This window comes from Neisseria sp. CCUG17229, assembly GCF_047839235.1.
Lineage (GTDB): Bacteria > Pseudomonadota > Gammaproteobacteria > Burkholderiales > Neisseriaceae > Neisseria > Neisseria brasiliensis.
In genome coordinates, this window is sequence record NZ_CP181247.1 from 459,432 (window position 1) to 478,017 (window position 18,586).

The 18,586-nt window shown below is 49.1% G+C and carries 16 protein-coding genes; 12 read left to right on the forward strand and 4 right to left on the reverse strand.

What is annotated here, in order from left to right:
• Positions 1-16: 16 nt before the first annotated feature.
• Positions 17-862 (reverse strand): LysR family transcriptional regulator, encoded by an 846-nt coding sequence (locus tag ACM67B_RS02245; protein ID WP_416189972.1) that lies wholly within the window; start codon positions 860-862, stop codon positions 17-19.
• 180 nt (positions 863-1,042) lie between these two features.
• Here ACM67B_RS02245 and maiA point away from each other — a divergent pair, with 180 nt between their 5' ends.
• The 7 genes from maiA to ACM67B_RS02280 all read left to right on the forward strand — a co-directional run bounded on the left by maiA (position 1,043) and on the right by ACM67B_RS02280 (position 7,637).
• Positions 1,043-1,687: a maleylacetoacetate isomerase gene (gene maiA / locus ACM67B_RS02250; protein ID WP_416189973.1), complete on the forward strand. Its 645-nt coding sequence runs from the start codon at positions 1,043-1,045 to the stop codon at positions 1,685-1,687.
• Between the two features lie 45 nt (positions 1,688-1,732).
• Positions 1,733-2,926, forward strand: coding sequence for a 3-hydroxybenzoate 6-monooxygenase (locus tag ACM67B_RS02255; protein ID WP_416189974.1), 1,194 nt, complete (start codon positions 1,733-1,735; stop codon positions 2,924-2,926).
• Between the two features lie 45 nt (positions 2,927-2,971).
• Positions 2,972-4,000 carry a cupin domain-containing protein gene (locus ACM67B_RS02260; RefSeq protein WP_416189975.1) on the forward strand — a complete coding sequence of 343 codons (1,029 nt, stop codon included), beginning with the start codon at positions 2,972-2,974 and terminating at the stop codon, positions 3,998-4,000.
• A gap of 42 nt (positions 4,001-4,042) precedes the next feature.
• Positions 4,043-4,741, forward strand: a complete 699-nt coding sequence (locus tag ACM67B_RS02265; RefSeq protein ID WP_416189976.1) for a fumarylacetoacetate hydrolase family protein — start codon at positions 4,043-4,045, stop codon at positions 4,739-4,741.
• 144 nt (positions 4,742-4,885) lie between these two features.
• A complete protein-coding gene (locus tag ACM67B_RS02270; protein WP_416189977.1) occupies positions 4,886-5,857 on the forward strand; it encodes a TRAP transporter substrate-binding protein in 972 nt (323 codons plus the stop codon).
• An 11-nt stretch (positions 5,858-5,868) separates the two neighbouring features.
• Positions 5,869-6,369, forward strand: a complete 501-nt coding sequence (locus ACM67B_RS02275) for a TRAP transporter small permease (protein ID WP_416189978.1) — start codon at positions 5,869-5,871, stop codon at positions 6,367-6,369.
• Positions 6,363-7,637, forward strand: coding sequence for a TRAP transporter large permease (locus tag ACM67B_RS02280; protein WP_416189979.1), 1,275 nt, complete (start codon positions 6,363-6,365; stop codon positions 7,635-7,637). The genes ACM67B_RS02275 and ACM67B_RS02280 overlap by 7 nt, the downstream gene beginning before the upstream one ends.
• A 288-nt stretch (positions 7,638-7,925) precedes the next feature.
• Here ACM67B_RS02280 and ACM67B_RS02285 read toward each other — a convergent pair whose 3' ends face one another.
• Positions 7,926-8,564, reverse strand: coding sequence for a TetR family transcriptional regulator (locus tag ACM67B_RS02285; RefSeq protein ID WP_416189980.1), 639 nt, complete (start codon positions 8,562-8,564; stop codon positions 7,926-7,928).
• A 234-nt stretch (positions 8,565-8,798) separates the two neighbouring features.
• Between ACM67B_RS02285 and ACM67B_RS02290 the strand changes: the two genes are divergently transcribed.
• Genes ACM67B_RS02290 through ACM67B_RS02300 form a run of 3 tightly spaced genes read left to right on the forward strand, consistent with a single transcriptional unit; the run spans position 8,799 to position 14,821 of the window.
• Positions 8,799-10,094: an efflux RND transporter periplasmic adaptor subunit gene (locus ACM67B_RS02290; RefSeq protein ID WP_416189981.1), complete on the forward strand. Its 1,296-nt coding sequence runs from the start codon at positions 8,799-8,801 to the stop codon at positions 10,092-10,094.
• Between the two features lie 11 nt (positions 10,095-10,105).
• On the forward strand, positions 10,106-13,324 hold the full coding sequence (locus tag ACM67B_RS02295) for an efflux RND transporter permease subunit (protein ID WP_416189982.1): 3,219 nt from the start codon (positions 10,106-10,108) through the stop codon (positions 13,322-13,324).
• A 60-nt stretch (positions 13,325-13,384) separates the two neighbouring features.
• The gene (locus ACM67B_RS02300) at positions 13,385-14,821 is read left to right on the forward strand and encodes an efflux transporter outer membrane subunit (RefSeq protein WP_416189983.1); all 1,437 of its coding nucleotides are present in this window, start codon (positions 13,385-13,387) and stop codon (positions 14,819-14,821) included.
• 86 nt (positions 14,822-14,907) lie between these two features.
• Here the strand turns inward: ACM67B_RS02300 and ACM67B_RS02305 are convergent, their stop codons facing one another.
• Positions 14,908-15,336 (reverse strand): EamA family transporter, encoded by a 429-nt coding sequence (locus ACM67B_RS02305; protein ID WP_416189984.1) that lies wholly within the window; start codon positions 15,334-15,336, stop codon positions 14,908-14,910.
• Between the two features lie 186 nt (positions 15,337-15,522).
• Between ACM67B_RS02305 and ACM67B_RS02310 the strand changes: the two genes are divergently transcribed.
• Positions 15,523-17,199, forward strand: coding sequence for a formate--tetrahydrofolate ligase (locus ACM67B_RS02310; protein WP_416189985.1), 1,677 nt, complete (start codon positions 15,523-15,525; stop codon positions 17,197-17,199).
• A gap of 57 nt (positions 17,200-17,256) precedes the next feature.
• Here the strand turns inward: ACM67B_RS02310 and ACM67B_RS02315 are convergent, their stop codons facing one another.
• A complete protein-coding gene (locus ACM67B_RS02315) occupies positions 17,257-17,859 on the reverse strand; it encodes a VCBS repeat-containing protein (RefSeq protein WP_154143259.1) in 603 nt (200 codons plus the stop codon).
• Positions 17,860-17,982: 123 nt separating this feature from the next.
• On the opposite strand from ACM67B_RS02315, the gene orn reads away from it, so the two are divergent.
• A complete protein-coding gene (orn, locus tag ACM67B_RS02320; protein ID WP_416189986.1) occupies positions 17,983-18,534 on the forward strand; it encodes an oligoribonuclease in 552 nt (183 codons plus the stop codon).
• Positions 18,535-18,586: the final 52 nt, after the last annotated feature.

The window sequence follows — 18,586 nt, forward strand, 5'->3', positions numbered from 1 at the left end:
TTTTGCATTAATGGAATTAACGTTCGACAGCATTCCGGCAACAGGTAATCAGATTATTCAATAGTAAATCCGGTTCGGCTTGTTCGCGCCAAACCATACCGACGGCACCTTCAGGAATGTCCAAATCAATCGGCAGTTCGGTCAGTAGGCTGCGTTGGAAGAAATGTTCAGCCACACCTTTCGAGGCCACAGAGAGCATGTCGGTATATTGTAGTAGCCATAGATTGGCAACTTGTGAGGTAGAGCGAACACGATAGACCGGTGGTTGTTTACCTGCTGCGGTCAGGGCGTTGTCAAGGCGGCTGCGGATGGGTGTTCCTGACGGCCATACAATCCATTCGTAACCCTCCAAATCCGTCCATTCCAATTTAGGCTTGTGGGTTAGCGGGTGGTCGATGCGGCTCACGATGCGGATGGGGTCGTGATAAAGCAGCTCGCTTTGCATTTCGCCATCGGGGATATAGTTGTCAAGCCTGCCCACGACCAAATCTATTTCGCCTTGTTTGAGGTCGGCAATCAGGCGGTTCATGGTGTTTTCTTGTATTTCCAAGCGGACATTAGGGTTTTCATTGAGAAAATGCATGGCTGCTTTGGGTACAAAATGAGGTGCAGCGGCTGGTGACATGCCGATGATGAGCGTGCGGCTTTTGCCGCTGGATATGTCGTTCAAATCCTGCTGGGTGCGTTCTGCCTCAATCAAAATGCGTTTGCCGCGGGCAATCAGGATGTTGCCGGCTTCGGTAGGTGTGAGGCCGCGGGGGTGTCTTTCAAACAGTTCATAGCCGACATCTTCTTCCAATTCTTTCAACCAGCGCGACAAGGCGGGCTGGGTCATGTGGTTTTTGCGGGCGGTTTCGCTCAAATTGCCGGATTCTGCTAAGTGAATTAGTAAAGCCAGCTGTTTGAGTTTGAGTCTTTTAGTCCATTTCATATATCAAAAATGTTATCGATGTATCCGTTTTAATCATTATACAGATATAACGATTGTGTGAATAATAGCTTTTAAGACAACAGCCACCTATTTGGCAAGAGAGGCCGTTTTATGATGACTTTATATGGTTTTTTTAACAGTTCGACTTCTTACCGTGTACGGATTGCGCTGGCCTTGAAAGGTATTCCTTACCGTTATGAAGGGGTCAATATCCGCATCGGTGAACAGTCTTCCGAAAAACATCAACAGCTGAATCCCTCTAAGGGCGTGCCGGTATTGGTTGATGAAGACGGTTTTACGTTGAGTCAGTCGATGGCGGTTTTGCAGTATTTGGAGGATCGTTTCCCGCAAACGCCGCTTCTACCGGACGACGTGAAATTGAAGGCGCAGATTTTGGCGTTTTGCTACGGCATTGCCTGTGATATTCATCCGGTGAACAATCTGCGTGTTTTGAAATATTTGTCCGAAACCCTTGAGATTGACGAGCAGGAAAAGAAAGCTTGGTATACACATTGGGTGGACGAAGGTTTGTTGGCGGCAGAAAAGGTGTTGGCTGCAAGGCCGGAAACGGATTATTGCTTCGGCAACCAGCCGACATGGGCGGATGTGTGTTTAATTCCGCAAATCGCCAATGCCGAACGCTTTGGTTGTGAGTTAAACAAATATCCGCGATTGATGAGGATTTATCGTTATTGTATCGGGCAGCCGGCTTTTATTGAAGCACAACCGGACAAGCAGCCGGATTTTATGAAATAGGTCGTTTAAAAATAAATAATAATCAAGATATAAGGAGCATTTGAGATGGCTGAACGGAAAAAAATAATTGTAGTAGGCGGCGGTATCGGCGGCTTGGCAGCAGCCTTGGCCTTGGTCCGACAAGATATTGAAGTGTTGTTGTTGGAACAGGCTTCACATATCGGCGAAATCGGTGCCGGCATTCAATTGGGGCCGAATGCCTATGCGGCATTGGATGCGCTGGGTGTGGGTGACAAGGCGCGCGAACGCTCGGTATTTGTGGACAAGTTGACCATGATGGACGCTGTGAATGCGCGTACGGTGGCGGTGATGGAAACGGGTGAAGCATTCAGCCGCCGTTTCGGCAGCCGTTACGGTGTGATTCACCGTGCCGATATTCACCTGTCGATTTTGGAAGCGGTGGAAAGTCATCCGCTGATTACGTTTAAGACATCAACCAAAATCAGCAAAGTGATGCCGTCTGAAAACGGTGTCGCAGTAGAAGACGAGCAAGGCAATGTTTATCAGGCTGATGCATTGATAGGCGCGGACGGTGTGAAATCCGTGGTTCGCGAATATCTGTTGGGTGATCCTGCAAGGGTATCGGGACATGTGGTGTACCGTGCCGTTGTGGAAGAGGAGGAGATGCCCGAAGACTTGCGCATCAACGGGCCGGTATTGTGGGCAGGGCCAAACTGCCATTTGGTGCATTATCCTTTGCGCGGCGGCCGCCAATACAATCTGGTGGTGACCTTCCACAGCCGTGAACAAGAGCAATGGGGTGTTAGGGAAGGTTCGAAAGAAGAAGTGCTGTCTTATTTTCAAGGTATAGACGATAGTCCGCGCCGCCTGCTTTCCCTGCCTAAATCTTGGAAACGTTGGGCGACGGCTGACCGTCAGCCGACAGAGCAATGGGGGCAAGGTAACACCACTTTGCTGGGTGATGCCGCCCATCCGCTGATGCAGTATTTGGCGCAAGGCGCGTGCATGGCTTTGGAAGATGCCGTGGTATTGGGTAAATGTATCGAACAGCAAACCGACGGCGATTTGGCTGCCGCTTTCCGCCGTTATGAAACCATCCGCATTCCGCGTACCGCCAGGGTTGTGTTGTCTACGCGTGAGATGGGACGGATTTATCATGCTTACGGTGCCGAGCGGCTGGTACGCAACCAATTATGGAAAGGCCGCAGCCAAGAACGTTTTTACGATGCGGTGGAATGGCTGTACGGCTGGAACGTGCAAAATTGTTTGGATGAATAAGCAGGCTGTTTTCAGACGGCCTTACCGACATACAAGGAATACATCATGAGCCAATTGGGTAGTTTGAATGATTTGCCGCAATCTTACCGCGACGACTTAACCACGCAAAACCTCGTCCCATTGTGGCCGAATATGCGGGCAGTGTTGCCGCACGGGAAGCCTTCATGCCGTACACAGACGATGGTTTGGCCTTACGCGCAGGTTCACCCGTTACTGCTTCGGGCGGGTGAATTGACGCCGATTGAAAAAGCGGAACGCCGCGTGCTGGTGTTGGCCAATCCCGGTCACGGCTTGGAAAACATGCAGGCGACACCGAGCATTTACTTGGGGCTGCAATTGATTTTGCCGGGTGAAACCGCGCCTAACCACCGGCATACGCCGAGTGCCATGCGGATTATTGTCGAGGGCGAGGGTGCATATACGACGGTCAACGGCGAACCTTGCCGTATGGAGCGTGGTGATTTGATTCTGACGCCGTCGGGCATGTGGCACGAACACCATCATGAAGGCGAAGGTCCGATTGTTTGGCTGGATGTTTTGGATTTGCCGCTGATTTATCAGCTGGAAGGCTCTTGGGCGATGGAAGGCGAACCGCAAACTTTAACCCTGACGCGCGACAAATCGTTTGCGGAATATAGTGCCTGCGGGATTGTGCCTAATGGGCAGTTTACCCGCAATCAAGACGATGTGCCGATGCTGCGTTATCCGTGGCAGAAAACCCGTCATTGTTTGATAGAGATGGCCGCACACAGCCGTGATGATTTAGTGCAGGTCAGCTACGTTAATCCTGAAAACGGTAGAAGCCTGTTTCCGAGCATCGGGTTCGGCGCGATTATGCTGCGTGCAGGTGCAAGCGTCACTTTGCCGAAACGGACGACACCTTGTGTTTTCCATGTCATTGAAGGAGAAGGCCGTCTGAAAGTAGATACCGCTGCTGAACTGGATTGGCAGGACAAAGATACCTTCTGTGTACCTGGTTACAGCGAAGTGACTTTGAGTAACACGGGTAGCGAACCGGCATTTTTCATCACAGCCGATGAAGCGCCGCTGCATGATTACCTGCGTATTTTTTAATTTTGGTTATTTATATAGATTTTGTTATTGAAGGAGTAAGTGATGAGTGAAGCGACTGTTTTTCCGGTAAAAGCGCCGGTATTGGCTGACATTGCAGGCAGTGAACAAAAATTTCCGATTAACCGTATTTTCTGCGTTGGCCGCAACTATCTGGCGCACGCTGCGGAAATGGGTGTCAGCGTCGATAAAAACACACAAGAGCCATTTTACTTTTTGAAAGATGCTTCGGCTTATGTACCCAGTGGTGACACTATCGATTATCCGCCGCAAACGGGAAATTACCATTATGAAATGGAATTTGTCGTAGCCATCGGCAAAGAAGGCTTTAATGTGGACGAAGAGGCTGCTGATGATTTGATTTTTGGCTATGCCTGCGGTTTGGACATGACCCGCCGCGATTTGCAGCTCAAAGCACGTGAAAGCGGCCGCCCTTGGGATTTGGGCAAAAACTTCGAACAGTCGGCAGTGTTGTCGCCGATTGTCCCTGTGGCCGAGAGTGGTGTGCTTAACGATGGCAAAATCGAATTGCAGGTCAACGGCCAAACCGTGCAGCAGTCGGTTTTATCGCTGCTGATTTGGAATGTGCGCGAGATTATTGCCCATTTGTCCAAGTTTTATCATTTACAGCCCGGCGATTTGATTTATACCGGTACACCCGAAGGCGTAGGTGCGGTTAAGGCCGGCGACATCTTGGAAGGTTCGGTAGAGGGCGTGGGCGACATCAAACTGACCATCCGCTAGGCGGTATACGCCAACCTTGTCTGCCACAAAAAAACATAATTCAGGCAGCAAGGCAGCGGTTGGGCGGAATATCGTTTTGAGGCCGTCTGAAAAACACCTTACCTTTTCAGACGGCCTCTGCCGCAACATCAAAGGAGAAAAAGCATGAAACGGATTCATCCGAAATGGTGGCTGGCATTGGCTGCCTTGGGTTTGTCTGCCGCCGTGTCGGCACAGACACTGCGCATGGGGCATGTCACACCGCCCAGCCATATCTGGCACAAAGTTTCATTGCGTTTTGCCGATAACCTGAAAAACGGCAGTCAAGGCGCATTTCAAACCAAAATTTACCCGCTCTCAAAATTGGGCGGTGACGATCAAATGATTGAGTTGCTCCAATCGGGTGCGATTCAGTTTGCCGTGTTGACGGCAGGCAATTTGTCCAACCGTTCACCTTCAATGAACGCATGGTTCCTGCCTTATACCTTCCAAAATATTGATGAAGCCGCAGCGGCTGTCCACTCGCCGGAAGCCCGCCGTCTGCTGGATGATTTGGCGCAGCACAAATTAATCGGCCTCGGCTATACCTTGGCGGGGATGCGCCACCTGATTACAACGGCTCCGGTCGGCGGTATCGGTGATTTGCGTAACCAGAAAATCCGTTCTTTTCCTAATCCGCTGTTTAACCGCTGGTGGCGCCAATTGCAGGCTGCACCGACGGCCTTGTCGGTAAGCGATGTGATGCCTTCGCTCACCACCAATCTGATTAACGGCGTTGATGCCGATTTGGATATTGTGGTCGGCATGAAAATGTATCATCAGGCACCGCATCTCACACTCACCAACCACATGACGTTCCCCGGCGTAGTGGTGGCTTCCAAGACTTGGTGGGATAAACTCACGCCACAGCAGCGTCGTCAAGTAGTTGAGGCATTTAACGAGGCGGAGCAGTGGGGTTTGGCCGAACAGACCCGTCAGGAAAAAAATAATATCGCCGAACTGGAAAAAGCCGGTGTGAAAGTCGTGACGCCGGATTATGCCCCCCTACGGGCAATTGGTAAAAAAGTGGCGCAAGAATATGTGACGCAGCAGCCTTCAACGGCAGCGTTTTACCGCCGTTTCGCCAAACAAGAATAAGGGAGGAAGCCATGAATCTATTGACGAAGGCCGATGATGTATTGGCTAAATTCGAACATGCCGTTTTGGTGGTTTTGGTAGCGGCCATGACCTTGATTTTGGTGGCACAGGTCATCCTGCGTTATTTCTTTTCCAGCCCGATTTTTTGGGCAGAAGAAGTGGCTGTTCAGATTTTGATGATGGTGACCTGTATCGGACTAAGTTACCTTATTTATCAAAATAAAATGGTTCGTGTAGATGTGATGGCGGCATGGGTATCGCCAAAAGTGCTTGCTTACGTTGAGAAGGCGGTTTATGTCATCAGTCTGGTTGTCATCGCGGTCGTGTGCTTTCACGCGGTCGGCTGGCTGATGCAGCCGGAAAACCGGCTTAATCTCTCACCGACCACCGGCATCAGTAAATGGTACAACTACGCAGTGATTGTGGCCAGCTTTCATCTGATGGGCTTTCACTTGTTGGCGAAGCTGTTTACGCATCCGAATCACCTACGCACGGAGGAAACGTCATGCTGACCTTATCCGGATTTCTGATTGCGCTGTTTATCGGTGTGCCGATTTTTATCGCGCTGATTGCCGCTGCCTTGATTTTTATGTATCAAACCGACAATACGCTTTTATTGAATTCGGTCACCATCCAGTTTGACGGTGCGTTGAGCCAAAGCGGTTTATTGGCGATTCCACTATTTATGTTGGTGGGCGAGCTGATGAATAAAGGCGGATTAACGAAAAAACTCTTGGCCTGTGCCGATTTGTTCGTCGGCGGTTTTCGTGGCGGTTTGGCTTACGTCAACCTGTTGACCAATGCCATGGCTGCTTCTATTTTGGGCTCGGCAACCGCGCAAATTTCGGTGATGAGCCAGCTGATGATTCCGACCATGACCGAAAAAGGTTACGACAAGCATTTTGCCGGTGCGGTAACCATTGCGGGCGGTTTGTTGGGACCGATTATTCCGCCTTCCATGTTGATGATTATTTACGGGGTCATCGCTTATCAGCCGGTCTCTGCACTTTTTTTGGCGGGCATTTTGCCGGGTTTGTTGATTGTTGCTGCGTTTGCATTGGTGATTACGGTTATCGGTTGGACGAAAGGCCTGCCCAAAGGCGAGCATATGGCGCACAAAAACGTCAAAGCCGATTTGCTGGCAGGTATTCTGCCCGGCATGATTCCGGTATCCATCATCGTGCTCATCATCAGCGGCGTGATGACGCCGACCGAAGCAGGTGCGGTGGCGGCGGTATTGTCGTTCCTTATCGGCATGTTGGTTTACAGACAGTTGAGGTTTGCCGATTTGCCGGCGGCGTTTGCCGAAGTCGCGCGCAATACGGCGACCATTACCGGATTGATTGCCGCCGCATCATTGTTTGGTTGGGCGTTGACTTTTGAAGGCATTCCCGATCAAATCGTGCAGTTTATGGTTTCGTTGACCGATTCGAAAATGGTGTTTCTGCTGTTGGTGTTTGCTTTGGTGATTGCCTTGGGCATGTTTTTGGAGAGCATCAGCGTGATGATTGTTATCGTGCCGATTTTGCTTCCGGCCGTAAAAAGTTTCGGTATCGACCCGATCCATTTCGGTGTGATGATCAGCCTGGCGACTTTGGTCGGATTGGCAACACCGCCTGTCGGTCCTGGGCTCTTTATTGCGATGTCGGTGGCAAAATTGAAAATGGCACCATTGTTCAAAGCAGTAATTCCGTTCCTTTTCGCAATGATGGTGTGTATGATGTTGATAGTGGCCATACCTGAATTATCATTGTGGCTACCTAGAATCTTTTTAAGATAGTATTTAAATAAAGATCATCTGAGAAATAAATTTTTCAGATGATCTTGTGTTTTATCTATATGAATAGTTATGGTAATATTTGAAATAATTAGTGTTTTTATTCTAATGGCGGAGGTGTGCTGATTTCGTCTCACTGTGGTAGGTTGATTAAGCCATTTATTTATCAAGTTTTGTAATGCATTCTTCTGAATATGTATTGGAAGCTAAAAAGAGGCCGTCTGAAACGTTCAGACGGCCTTTGATGTTGTGTGTTTTAACGGAGTTTTGTTGTGAGGCGTAAAGGAAAAATCAAACTGCTTTTTTGCGCAGTGAAGGATGGTTTTGCAAATTATCTAAAAGAATGTCAATCATGCGTGGGGCGACAAGGTGCAGCTCGAAATTGTGTGGGGCAGACAGCCATTGCTGAATCAGGCCATCGATGCTGCATTTGACGAATATAGTAGCAAATTCGATATCCAGATTTTCATCTAAAGCGTGTTGCTCTATGCATTCAGCCAAAATCATGTTGAGCTTGTGATTCCATAGGGTTTGGTATTTGGTCACCAGCGAAATAATGGCTTCATTTTGCTCAGTATGTTCACATTTGAGAAACAGAATATTGTAAAACTTATTATGCAGGTTGTTGTTTTCCAAGCGCTCGAAAAATTTCATCAAGGTCAGACGGAAATTGAGCCAGCTGTCTTTATTGGTGCTTTCCAAATCCTGCGCCAAACAATTTTCAATGTCGTCTGAAATGCGTTGGAACAAGCCGTCGAACAAATCTTCTTTGTTTTTAAAATGCCAATAGAGCGCACCACGGGTCACGCCGGCGGCTTGGGCGATTTCGTTGAGTGAAGTGCGGGCAACCCCTTTTTTGTAAAACGTTTCCAAAGCGGCCAGCATTAAATGCTCTTTGGTCTTTAAAGCCTCGATTTTGGTTTTTCTCATTTTGTGTTCAAATCTTTATGTAAAAAATCTTGTGTATTATAAAAAATAATTCCATAACATGCAAGAATGTATGTATAATGGCACCTGTCATCACAGCTTATGTAATCAATGTTTTAAGCAAAATATTGATGTTTTCTTGCCTGCCTTACCGGTTAAAACGTGTAAGCAGGCAGTTAGTGTTTATGCGCTGTGTGTAATAAATTTACAGAAACAATCAAGACGATAGGAAAAGTAATGAATCTTCATGCTTCTCAAATGCTGCGTGTGGCAGCAATTGCCGCTGCAACCGCCTTGGCTTTGTCGGCCTGCGGAAAAGGCGATGACGCGCAGAAACAAGGCGGTCAAAATGCCCAAGCTAAACAAGAAGCCCGTGCGCCTGAAGTGGGCGTGGTAACGGTGTATCCGCAAACGGTTTCTTTGACCACGGAATTGCCGGGTCGCTTGGAATCCATCCGTACCGCGCAAGTACGCGCACAGGTAGGCGGTATTATTGAGAAACGTTTGTTCCAAGAGGGTAGTTATGTCCGCGCCGGTCAGCCGTTGTATCAAATCGACAGCGCCACTTACGAAGCCAACTTGGAAAGCGCACGCGCGCAATTGGCGACTGCAGAAGCGGCCTTGGCCAAAGCCAATGCTGACTTGGCACGCTACAAACCATTGGTAGAAGCCGATGCCATCAGTCGTCAAGAATACGACGCAGCCATCACGGCTAAGCGTTCGGCCGAAGCCAACGTGAAGGCAGCGCAAGCTTCGATTAAATCAGCCGGTATTAATGTTCGCCGCAGCCGCATTACTGCGCCGATTTCAGGTTTTATCGGTCAGTCTAATGTTTCTGAAGGTACGTTGGTGAATGCGGGCGATACTACTGTATTGGCTACTATTCAACAAACCAATCCGATGTATGTGAATGTGACCCAATCGGCTACCGACATCATGAAGCTGCGCCAAGACATTGCCGAAGGTAAATTGCAAACCGTCAACGGCGGCATCCAAGTTGGCATTAAATTTGAAAATGGCAGCATGTACAACCAAACCGGCCGTTTGCTGTTTGCCGACCCGACCGTAAACGAATCAACCGGTCAAGTGACTTTGCGTGCGGCTATTCCGAATGAAGACAATGTCTTGCTGCCGGGGCTGTATGTGCGCGTGTTGATGAATCAGGCAGATGTGGCCAATGCGTTTGTGGTGCCGCAACAAGCAGTAACCCGTGGCGATAAAGACACCGTGATGATTGTCAACGCACAAGGCGGTATGGAGCCACGTGTAGTGACCGTAGCGCAACAGCAAGGCGCATACTGGATTATTACCGAAGGCTTGAACGAAGGCGACAAAGTGATTGTCGATGGCACGATGATTGCCGGTATGACTGGAGCGAAAAAAGTAACACCGAAAGAATGGACGCCGCCAGCTGAAGCCGGTCAAGCGCAACAGGCTTCACAAGCTGAGGCTTCAGCACCACAAGCCGCTTCTGCACCCGCACCGGCAGCGCAAGCGGAAGAAACCGCTGCTGCTTCTGAAGCCAAGAAGTAAGGATGCACTAAATGTCTAAGTTTTTTATTGACCGCCCCATTTTTGCATGGGTAATTGCGATTTTTATCATCGCAGCGGGTATTCTCGGCATCCAAAACTTGCCGATTTCACAATATCCTTCTGTGGCCGCGCCGACCATTACGATGACCGCCACCTATCCGGGTGCGTCGGCACAAGTGATGGAAGATAGTGTGTTGGCCGTTATTGAACGTAACATGTACGGCGTCGAAGGATTGGATTACATGACGACTTCTGCAGACTCAAGCGGCAGAGGTACTGTGAGTCTGACTTTTACACCGGAAACCGATGAAGATTTGGCGCAGGTAGACGTACAAAACAAATTGTCGGAAGTCTTGTCTACGCTGCCCTCAACCGTACAACAATACGGTGTAACGGTATCGAAAGCGCAATCCAACTTCCTGATGGTGGTGATGCTGTCGTCAGAAGTGCAGTCTGTCGAAGAGATGAACGACTATGCGCAGCGCAACATCGTGCCTGAATTGCAACGTATCGACGGTGTCGGCCAAGTGCGTTTGTTCGGTGCGCAACGTGCAATGCGTATTTGGGTGGATCCGGCCAAATTGCAAAACTATAACTTGTCGTTTGCCGATATTTCCAGCGCATTGCAGGCGCAGAATATTCAAATTTCTGCCGGTTCGATTGGTGCGCTGCCTGCTGCACAGGGGCAAACCATGGCGGCGACCGTGACTGCCCAAGGTCAATTGAGCACGGCTGAAGAATTCGGCAATATTATTCTGCGTTCCGATACCACCGGTGCCAACGTGTACCTGAAAGACGTGGCTAAAGTGAGCCTGGGTATGCAAGATTACTCGACTTCAGCCCGTTTGAATGGTCAACCAACCACAGGTATGGCGGTAATGCTGTCAAACAGTGGTAATGCCATGGCGACGGCAACTGCCGTGAAAGCACGCATGGAAACATTACAACGCTTCTTTCCTGAGGGCATGAAATGGCAAGCCCCTTACGATACATCGACGTTCGTTGAGTTATCGATTGAAAAAGTGGTGCATACTCTGCTGGAAGCGATTGTGCTGGTGTTCTTGGTGATGTATTTGTTCCTGCAAAACATCCGCTATACGCTGATTCCGACTATTGTGGTGCCGATTTCGCTGTTGGGTGCGTTTGCCTTTATTTCCTACATGGGCATGTCGATTAACGTATTGACCATGTTTGCGATGGTATTGGTAATCGGTATTGTGGTCGATGACGCGATTGTGGTGGTGGAAAACGTCGAGCGTATTATGGCGACGGAAGGTCTGCCACCAAAACAAGCCACCAAAAAAGCGATGGGTCAGATTACCGGTGCGGTAATTGGTATTACCGCGGTATTGATTTCGGTGTTTGTGCCATTGGCAATGTTCAGCGGTGCCACCGGTAATATTTACCGCCAGTTTGCCATCACCATGGCTTCGGCGATTGCGTTCTCAGCCTTCTTGGCGCTGACGCTGACGCCGGCTTTATGCGCCACCATGCTGAAACCGATTCCGAAAGGTCATCACGAAGAGAAAAAAGGTTTCTTCGGCTGGTTTAACCGCAAATTTGATGCCGGTACGCACCGTTATACCGGTGTGGTGGGTAAGGTATTGAATAAAGCAGGCCGTATGATGGTGATTTATGTCTTGCTGGCTGCGGTAGGTGTGTTTTTCTTTGTTCGCCTGCCAACTTCGTTCCTGCCGTCTGAAGACCAAGGCACGATTATGTTGAATGTGCAATTGCCTGCCGGCGCAACAAAAGAGCGTACCGATGCGACTTTGGCGCATGTCAACCAATTGGCCAAATCTATGCCTGAAGTGCGTGATGTGATTGCCGTATCGGGCTTTAGCTTCTCAGGTTCCGGCCAAAACATGGCAATGGGCTTCATTATTCTGAATGATTGGGCGGAACGTACCGATCCGGGCAGTGGTGCGGCAGCTGTGGCCGGTAAATTAACCGGCGCAATGATGGGCACAATTAAAGACGGTTTTGGTTTGGCGATTGTACCGCCGGCCATCATGGAATTAGGTACCGGTTCAGGTTTGACCATTTACCTGCAAGACCGCAACAGCTCAGGCCATGAAACATTATTGGCCAAACGCAATGAATTGCTGCAAAAAATGCGTCAAAGTCCGATTTTTGATGCCAGCACAGTTCGTGCAAACGGTTTGGAAGATGCGCCACAGCTGAAAATCGACATTAACCGTCAGGCAGCAGCAGCGCAAGGCATCAGCTTTGCCAGCATTCAAAGCCTGTTGTCCAATGCTTTGGGTTCGTCTTATGTCAACGACTTCCCGAATAGAGGCCGTCTGCAACGCGTGATGGTGCAAGCCGATGCCTCCGCCCGTATGCAACCTGCCGATATTCTCAACATGACCGTGGTAAACAGTTCAGGTGTAGCAGTTCCGCTTTCCAGCATTGCCACTGTTTCTTGGCAAACCGGTATGGAACAAAGCGTGCGCTTCAACGGCTATCCGGCCATGGAAGTGACCGGTACACCGGCAAGCGGTTATTCTTCAGGTGAAGCCATGGCTGCTGTGCAGCAGATGGTGGACGAAATGGAAGGCGGCTACAGCTTAGAGTGGGGTGGTCAGTCTCGTGAGGAAGCCAAAGGCGGCTCGCAAACCTTGATTCTGTATGCATTCTCGATTGCAGCGGTATTCTTGGTGTTAGCGGCGCTGTATGAAAGCTGGTCGATTCCGCTGGCCGTAATTCTGGTGATGCCACTGGGCTTAGTTGGTGCTGCAGTAGGTGCGACAGGCCGTAATCTGTTTGAAGGTTTGTTCGGTGCGCCACCGGCTTATCTGAACGACATTTACTTCCAAGTCGGGTTCGTGACCGTGATGGGTTTGAGTGCGAAAAATGCGATTTTGATTATTGAGTTTGCCAAAGACTTGCAAGCTCAAGGCAAGAGCGCGTTGGACGCAGCATTGGAAGCTGCCCGTCTGCGTTTCCGTCCGATTTTGATGACCTCGTTTGCGTTTATTCTGGGTGTGGTTCCGCTGTATATTGCCAGCGGTGCCAGCTCGGCCAGCCAACGTGCCATCGGTACGACGGTATTCTGGGGTATGTTGATCGGTACGATTCTGTCGGTGTTCTTGGTGCCGCTGTTCTATCTGGTGGTGCGTAAGTTCTTTAAAGAAACCGCACACGAGCATGAAATTGCTGTTCAACAAGCCGCCGCTGCGGGTATGTTGACCGATGAAACCACGCAATCTGACGCTGATAAGCACTAATCGAAGCTAACAGGCCGTCTGAAAAAGACTTTATTTTTCAGACGGCCTCAAGGATTTATTATGAAAAATACAACCATCAAACCTGTGTTGAGCGCGGTGGCTGCTGCGGTGCTGCTGTCAGCCTGTTCGCTGATGCCAAAATACGAGCAGCCGACGGTGGCCGTTGCCGACACTTTTAAACACGATACTGCCGAACCGGGTATTCAAGCCGCTTCATTGGGTTGGCAGGATTATTTTGCTGATCCGCGCCTGCACCGTTTAATCGAAATCGCATTGGAACGCAACACCGATTTGCGCCAAGCCGTATTGAATGCAGAAATCTACCGCAAACAATATATGATTGCCCGCAATGATTTGTTGCCAAATGTTGATGGCAGCGGCAGCGCGACCCGTTCGCGTACTGCTCGTGACATGGGCGGTACCGGTTCGTCATTCGTCCGCGAAGCCTACACCGTGGGCTTGGGCGTGGCTTCTTACGAAATCGACTTGTTCGGCCGTGTACGTAGCACCAGCGAAGCCGCTTTGCAAGGCTACTTCAACAGCGCCGCTACCCGCGATGCCACGCATTTGACTTTGGTTTCCAGCATTGCCAAAGCCTATTTCAACGAACGCTACGCCGAAGAATCCATGGCGTTGGCACAACGCGTGTTGAAAACGCGTGAAGTAACCTACGATTTGTCGAAACTGCGCCATCGAGCCGGTGTGATTTCCGCTGTGGACTTGCGCCAACAAGAAGCCTTGATTGAATCGGCCAAAGCCGACTACGCTTCTGCCGTGCAAGCCCGCGAACAAGCGCGTAATGCTTTGGCTTTGCTGATTAACCAGCCTTTGCCGGAAGATTTGCCGAAAGGTTTGTCATTGAGCCGCCAGTTTAAAATCGACCGCTTGCCGGCCGGTTTGAGCTCAGAAGTATTGCTGAACCGTCCTGATGTGCGTGCAGCAGAATTTGCGTTGAAACAAGCCAATGCCAATATTGGCGCGGCGCGTGCAGCGTTTTATCCACGCATCAGCCTGACCGGTTCTTTGGGCACTGGCTCTACTGAATTGGACGGCTTGTTTAAAGGCCCGAACCGCATGTGGTCGTTCGGCCCGTCGATCAGCATTCCGATTTTCAACTGGGGTACCAACAAAGCCAATCTGGATGTAGCCAAACTGCGCCAACAAGCCCAAGTGGCCGCGTATGAAAACGCCGTGCAATCCGCCTTCCAAGACGTATCCAACGCCTTGGTAGCGCGCCAACAGCTTGACCAACGCTACACCGCGTTAATCAAGCAAAGCCGCTCATACGGCGACTATTTGCGTTTGGTGAACCTGCGCTACAAACATGGCGTATCCAATGCTTTAGATTTGCTGGATGCCGAGCGCAGCAGCTACGGTGCCGACACGCAAGTATTGGCCACCCAGCTGACCCGCTTGGAAAATCTGGCCGATTTGTACAAAGTATTGGGCGGCGGTTTGAAACGCTTTACCAACGATCCGGTTGAAACCAGTAATTAAGGTTTGAATCATGAAAAAAATGCCGTCTGAAAAACAAAAGTTTTTCAGACGGCATTTTTCATTTTTATTGCTCAGCAAATCAAATATCAACGCTTAATCGCCAAAGTCAACACACCCGCCGTCACCAAACCCAAGCCAATCCATTCCTGTGTGTTCGGGCGTTCATCCAAAAACACCACCGCCATCAGCGCGACCAAGACCAAGCTGAATTTATCCACGGGCGCGACTTGCGATGCATTGCCCATTTGCAGCGCTTTGAAATAGGCCAGCCATGATGCACCGGTAGCGAGGCCGGAGAGAATCAGGAATGTCCAGTTGCGGCCGGTAAAGCTTTCTACGCCTTGCCATTTCCCGGTGTAGGTGAGAAACAAAGCCAGCGCGGCGATGATGACCAGTGTGCGGATAAAGGTGGCAAAATCCGAATCAATGCCCTGCAAACCGGCTTTGGCAAAAATGGCGGTAAGTGCGGCGAAAAATGCTGAAGCCAATGCCCAATAAAACCAAGTAGCACCCATGTGAAATCCCTTTTTTTTTAAATATTTTAAATAGAAATAAAACAAGAAGCTTTCAGACGGCCTGATAAGCCGTATTAGGCCGTTTGAAAACAAAAAACAGTCTCTCAATTTGAAAAAATGCGGTTCATTCTCAAAAACGTTATAATGCCATGATACACCCAATTCCATCTACTTGGAGGAGAAAACATGAGTTTCAAAACCGATGCCGAAATCGCGCAAGCCGCAACCATGCAGCCGATTGCCGACATTGCGGCCAAGCTTGGCATTGCCCATGAAAAGCTGGAGCCATATGGTCATTACAAAGCCAAAATCAATCCTGACGAAGCGTTTGCGCTGCCGAAAAAACAAGGCCGTCTGATTTTGGTGACCGCCATCAACCCAACCCCAGCAGGCGAGGGTAAAACCACAGTAACCATCGGTTTGGCCGATGCCTTGAACTACATCGGCAAACAGACCGTGATTGCGCTGCGTGAGCCGTCTTTAGGTCCGGTGTTTGGCGTAAAAGGCGGTGCGGCCGGTGGCGGTTATTCGCAAGTGTTGCCGATGGAAGACATCAATCTGCACTTTACCGGTGATTTTCATGCCATCGGCGCGGCCAACAATCTGCTGGCGGCTATGCTGGACAACCATATTTATCAAGGCAACGAGCTGAACATCGACCCGAAACGCGTGCTGTGGCGCCGTGTGGTGGACATGAACGACCGCCAACTGCGCAACATCATTGATGGTTTGGGCAAAAGCGTGGACGGCGTGATGCGCCCTGACGGCTTTGATATTACCGTTGCTTCCGAAGTAATGGCCGTGTTCTGTTTGGCCAAAGACATCAGCGATTTGAAAACACGCTTGGGCAATATTTTGGTGGCTTACGCCAAAGACGGCAGCCCGGTTTACGCCAAAGATTTGAAAGCCCACGGCGCAATGGCGGCTTTGTTGAAAGACGCGATTAAACCGAATTTGGTGCAAACCATCGCCGGTACGCCAGCGTTCGTCCACGGTGGTCCGTTTGCCAACATCGCCCACGGCTGCAACACCGTGTTGGCGACCCGTTTGGCGAAACACTTGGGCGATTATGCCGTGACCGAAGCCGGTTTCGGTGCCGATTTGGGCGCGGAAAAATTCTGCGACATCAAATGTCGCTTGGCCGAATTGAAACCTGATGCCGCTGTGGTGGTAGCTACCGTGCGCGCGCTGAAATACAACGGCGGTGTGGAACGCGCCAGCTTGGGTGAAGAAAATTTAGACGCGTTGGCCAAAGGTTTGCCAAACTTATTGAAACACATCAGCAACCTGAAAAACGTATTCGGCCTGCCGGTGGTGGTGGCGCTCAACCGCTTTGTGTCCGACACCGATGCCGAATTGAAGCTGATTCAAGAAGAATGCGCCAAGCAGGGCGTGGAAGTGTCGCTGGCCGAAGTATGGGCAAAAGGTGGCGAGGGCGGCACGGACTTGGCGCAAAAAGTGGTTAACGCCATCGAAACCCAGCCGAACAATTTCCAATTCGCCTACGAAACCGACCTGCCGATTAAAGACAAAATCCGCACTATCGCGCAAAAAATCTACGGCGCGGCCGATGTGGAATTCAGCGCCGAAGCCAACGCCGAAATCGCTTCACTGGAAAAACTCGGCTTGGACAAAATGCCCGTGTGCATGGCGAAAACCCAATATTCATTGAGCGACAACGCCAAACTGCTCGGCAAACCCGAAGGCTTCACCGTCAGCGTGCGCGGCATTACCGTATCCGCCGGTGCAGGCTTCATTGTTGCCCTGTGCGGTAACATGATGAAAATGCCGGGCTTGCCGAAAGTGCCGGCTGCCGAGAAAATCGATGTCGACGAAAATGGCGTGATTCACGGCTTGTTCTGATGGTAAGTAGGTAAAAGGCCGTCTGAAAGTAATATGTTTTCAGACGGCCTTTCTGCTCTATAAATCATTAAATTTTTTTAAAAAATTAACATGATCTTCTTGGGAGTAAAGTTCAATTCTAGAGATCTCAATAATTTTTTTATTTTTAAATTTAAAAATTACTTCATCTCTAAATCCCATTACATATGGTTTATTAGCTTTTTTTGAATTATCTATAGTAATGATTTCTAGGAAACTATCATTATCTATATCATTAAAAATATACCCAGACATTGTATTTACTGTAACTGAGTCTAAGAGCACCAAGGAAGACATATTATTATTTCTAGAAAATTGATATATTTCTAATTTACAACTGTAAGAGCCATCTGTAGACTGAATTAGTAATTCTTCTTTGCCATCATGGTCGATATCTAATTTTGTAATGTGATAAGGAGATGAAACTTTTTCTTGGAAGTCGTATGGTGTAATAACTTTATCTTGAGCAGAAACTCCTAACATTCCTATTAATTCAAATGGTTGGGCTTGCTGTTTATTCAGTAATTCTTTTTGCATTTTCCCATTAGCTATATTTGTATAAACTGCATAGATGAATGAAACTACGCCAATAATCCATCCGGACCAAGTTAAAAAGGTAGTAATTTGATTATTTTCTGACATTGTTTTTTCTCAATTATTTGCTTTTTATAATACCGTAAGGAAGGTATTGTAAATAGTCTTTATTTCTACAACTACATCAAATCTTTTATAATAACGGCAATTCAATACAAAAGGCCGTCTGAAATGACCCAAAACACAAACAATCTCTGCTGGCTCGACATGGAAATGACCGGCCTCTATCCCGAAACCGACAAAATCATCGAAGTGGCGATGATTATCACCGACCAAGATTTGAATGTATTGGCGCAATCGGAAGTGTATGCTGTGCATCAAAGTGATGATGTTTTGAACGCGATGGACGAATGGAACACGGCGACCCATGGCCGTACAGGTCTGACCCAGCGGGTGCGAGAGTCAAGATACACCGAAGCGGAAGTTGAGCAGAAATTACTTGATTTTATGGCCGAATGGATTCCGGAAAAAGCCACGCCGATGTGCGGCAACACCATTCATCAAGACCGCCGTTTTATGGTGAAATACATGCCGCGCTTGGAAGCGTATTTCCATTACCGTAATTTAGATGTATCCACTCTGAAAGAACTGGCCAAACGCTGGCATCCGGCTGTGGCTAAAGGCGTGGTGAAACGTGGTTCGCATCAGGCTTTGGACGATATTTTGGAAAGCATCGAAGAAATGCGTTATTACCGCGAGCATTTTTTGAAATTGCCGCAATAGGGTAAAACAGGCCGTCTGAATGTTTCAGTTTCAGACGGCCTTTTATCATTCA

Coding starts and splice junctions, on each gene's coding strand:
- ACM67B_RS02315 (WP_154143259.1), bottom strand. CDS start 17,859: ATGTCAGAAAATAATCAAATTACTACCTTTTTAACTTGGTCCGGATGG.
- ACM67B_RS02275 (WP_416189978.1), top strand. CDS start 5,869: ATGAATCTATTGACGAAGGCCGATGATGTATTGGCTAAATTCGAACAT.
- ACM67B_RS02255 (WP_416189974.1), top strand. CDS start 1,733: ATGGCTGAACGGAAAAAAATAATTGTAGTAGGCGGCGGTATCGGCGGC.
- ACM67B_RS02270 (WP_416189977.1), top strand. CDS start 4,886: ATGAAACGGATTCATCCGAAATGGTGGCTGGCATTGGCTGCCTTGGGT.
- ACM67B_RS02260 (WP_416189975.1), top strand. CDS start 2,972: ATGAGCCAATTGGGTAGTTTGAATGATTTGCCGCAATCTTACCGCGAC.
- ACM67B_RS02295 (WP_416189982.1), top strand. CDS start 10,106: ATGTCTAAGTTTTTTATTGACCGCCCCATTTTTGCATGGGTAATTGCG.
- ACM67B_RS02300 (WP_416189983.1), top strand. CDS start 13,385: ATGAAAAATACAACCATCAAACCTGTGTTGAGCGCGGTGGCTGCTGCG.
- ACM67B_RS02310 (WP_416189985.1), top strand. CDS start 15,523: ATGAGTTTCAAAACCGATGCCGAAATCGCGCAAGCCGCAACCATGCAG.
- orn (WP_416189986.1), top strand. CDS start 17,983: ATGACCCAAAACACAAACAATCTCTGCTGGCTCGACATGGAAATGACC.
- ACM67B_RS02280 (WP_416189979.1), top strand. CDS start 6,363: ATGCTGACCTTATCCGGATTTCTGATTGCGCTGTTTATCGGTGTGCCG.
- ACM67B_RS02265 (WP_416189976.1), top strand. CDS start 4,043: ATGAGTGAAGCGACTGTTTTTCCGGTAAAAGCGCCGGTATTGGCTGAC.
- ACM67B_RS02285 (WP_416189980.1), bottom strand. CDS start 8,564: ATGAGAAAAACCAAAATCGAGGCTTTAAAGACCAAAGAGCATTTAATG.
- ACM67B_RS02305 (WP_416189984.1), bottom strand. CDS start 15,336: ATGGGTGCTACTTGGTTTTATTGGGCATTGGCTTCAGCATTTTTCGCC.
- maiA (WP_416189973.1), top strand. CDS start 1,043: ATGATGACTTTATATGGTTTTTTTAACAGTTCGACTTCTTACCGTGTA.
- ACM67B_RS02290 (WP_416189981.1), top strand. CDS start 8,799: ATGAATCTTCATGCTTCTCAAATGCTGCGTGTGGCAGCAATTGCCGCT.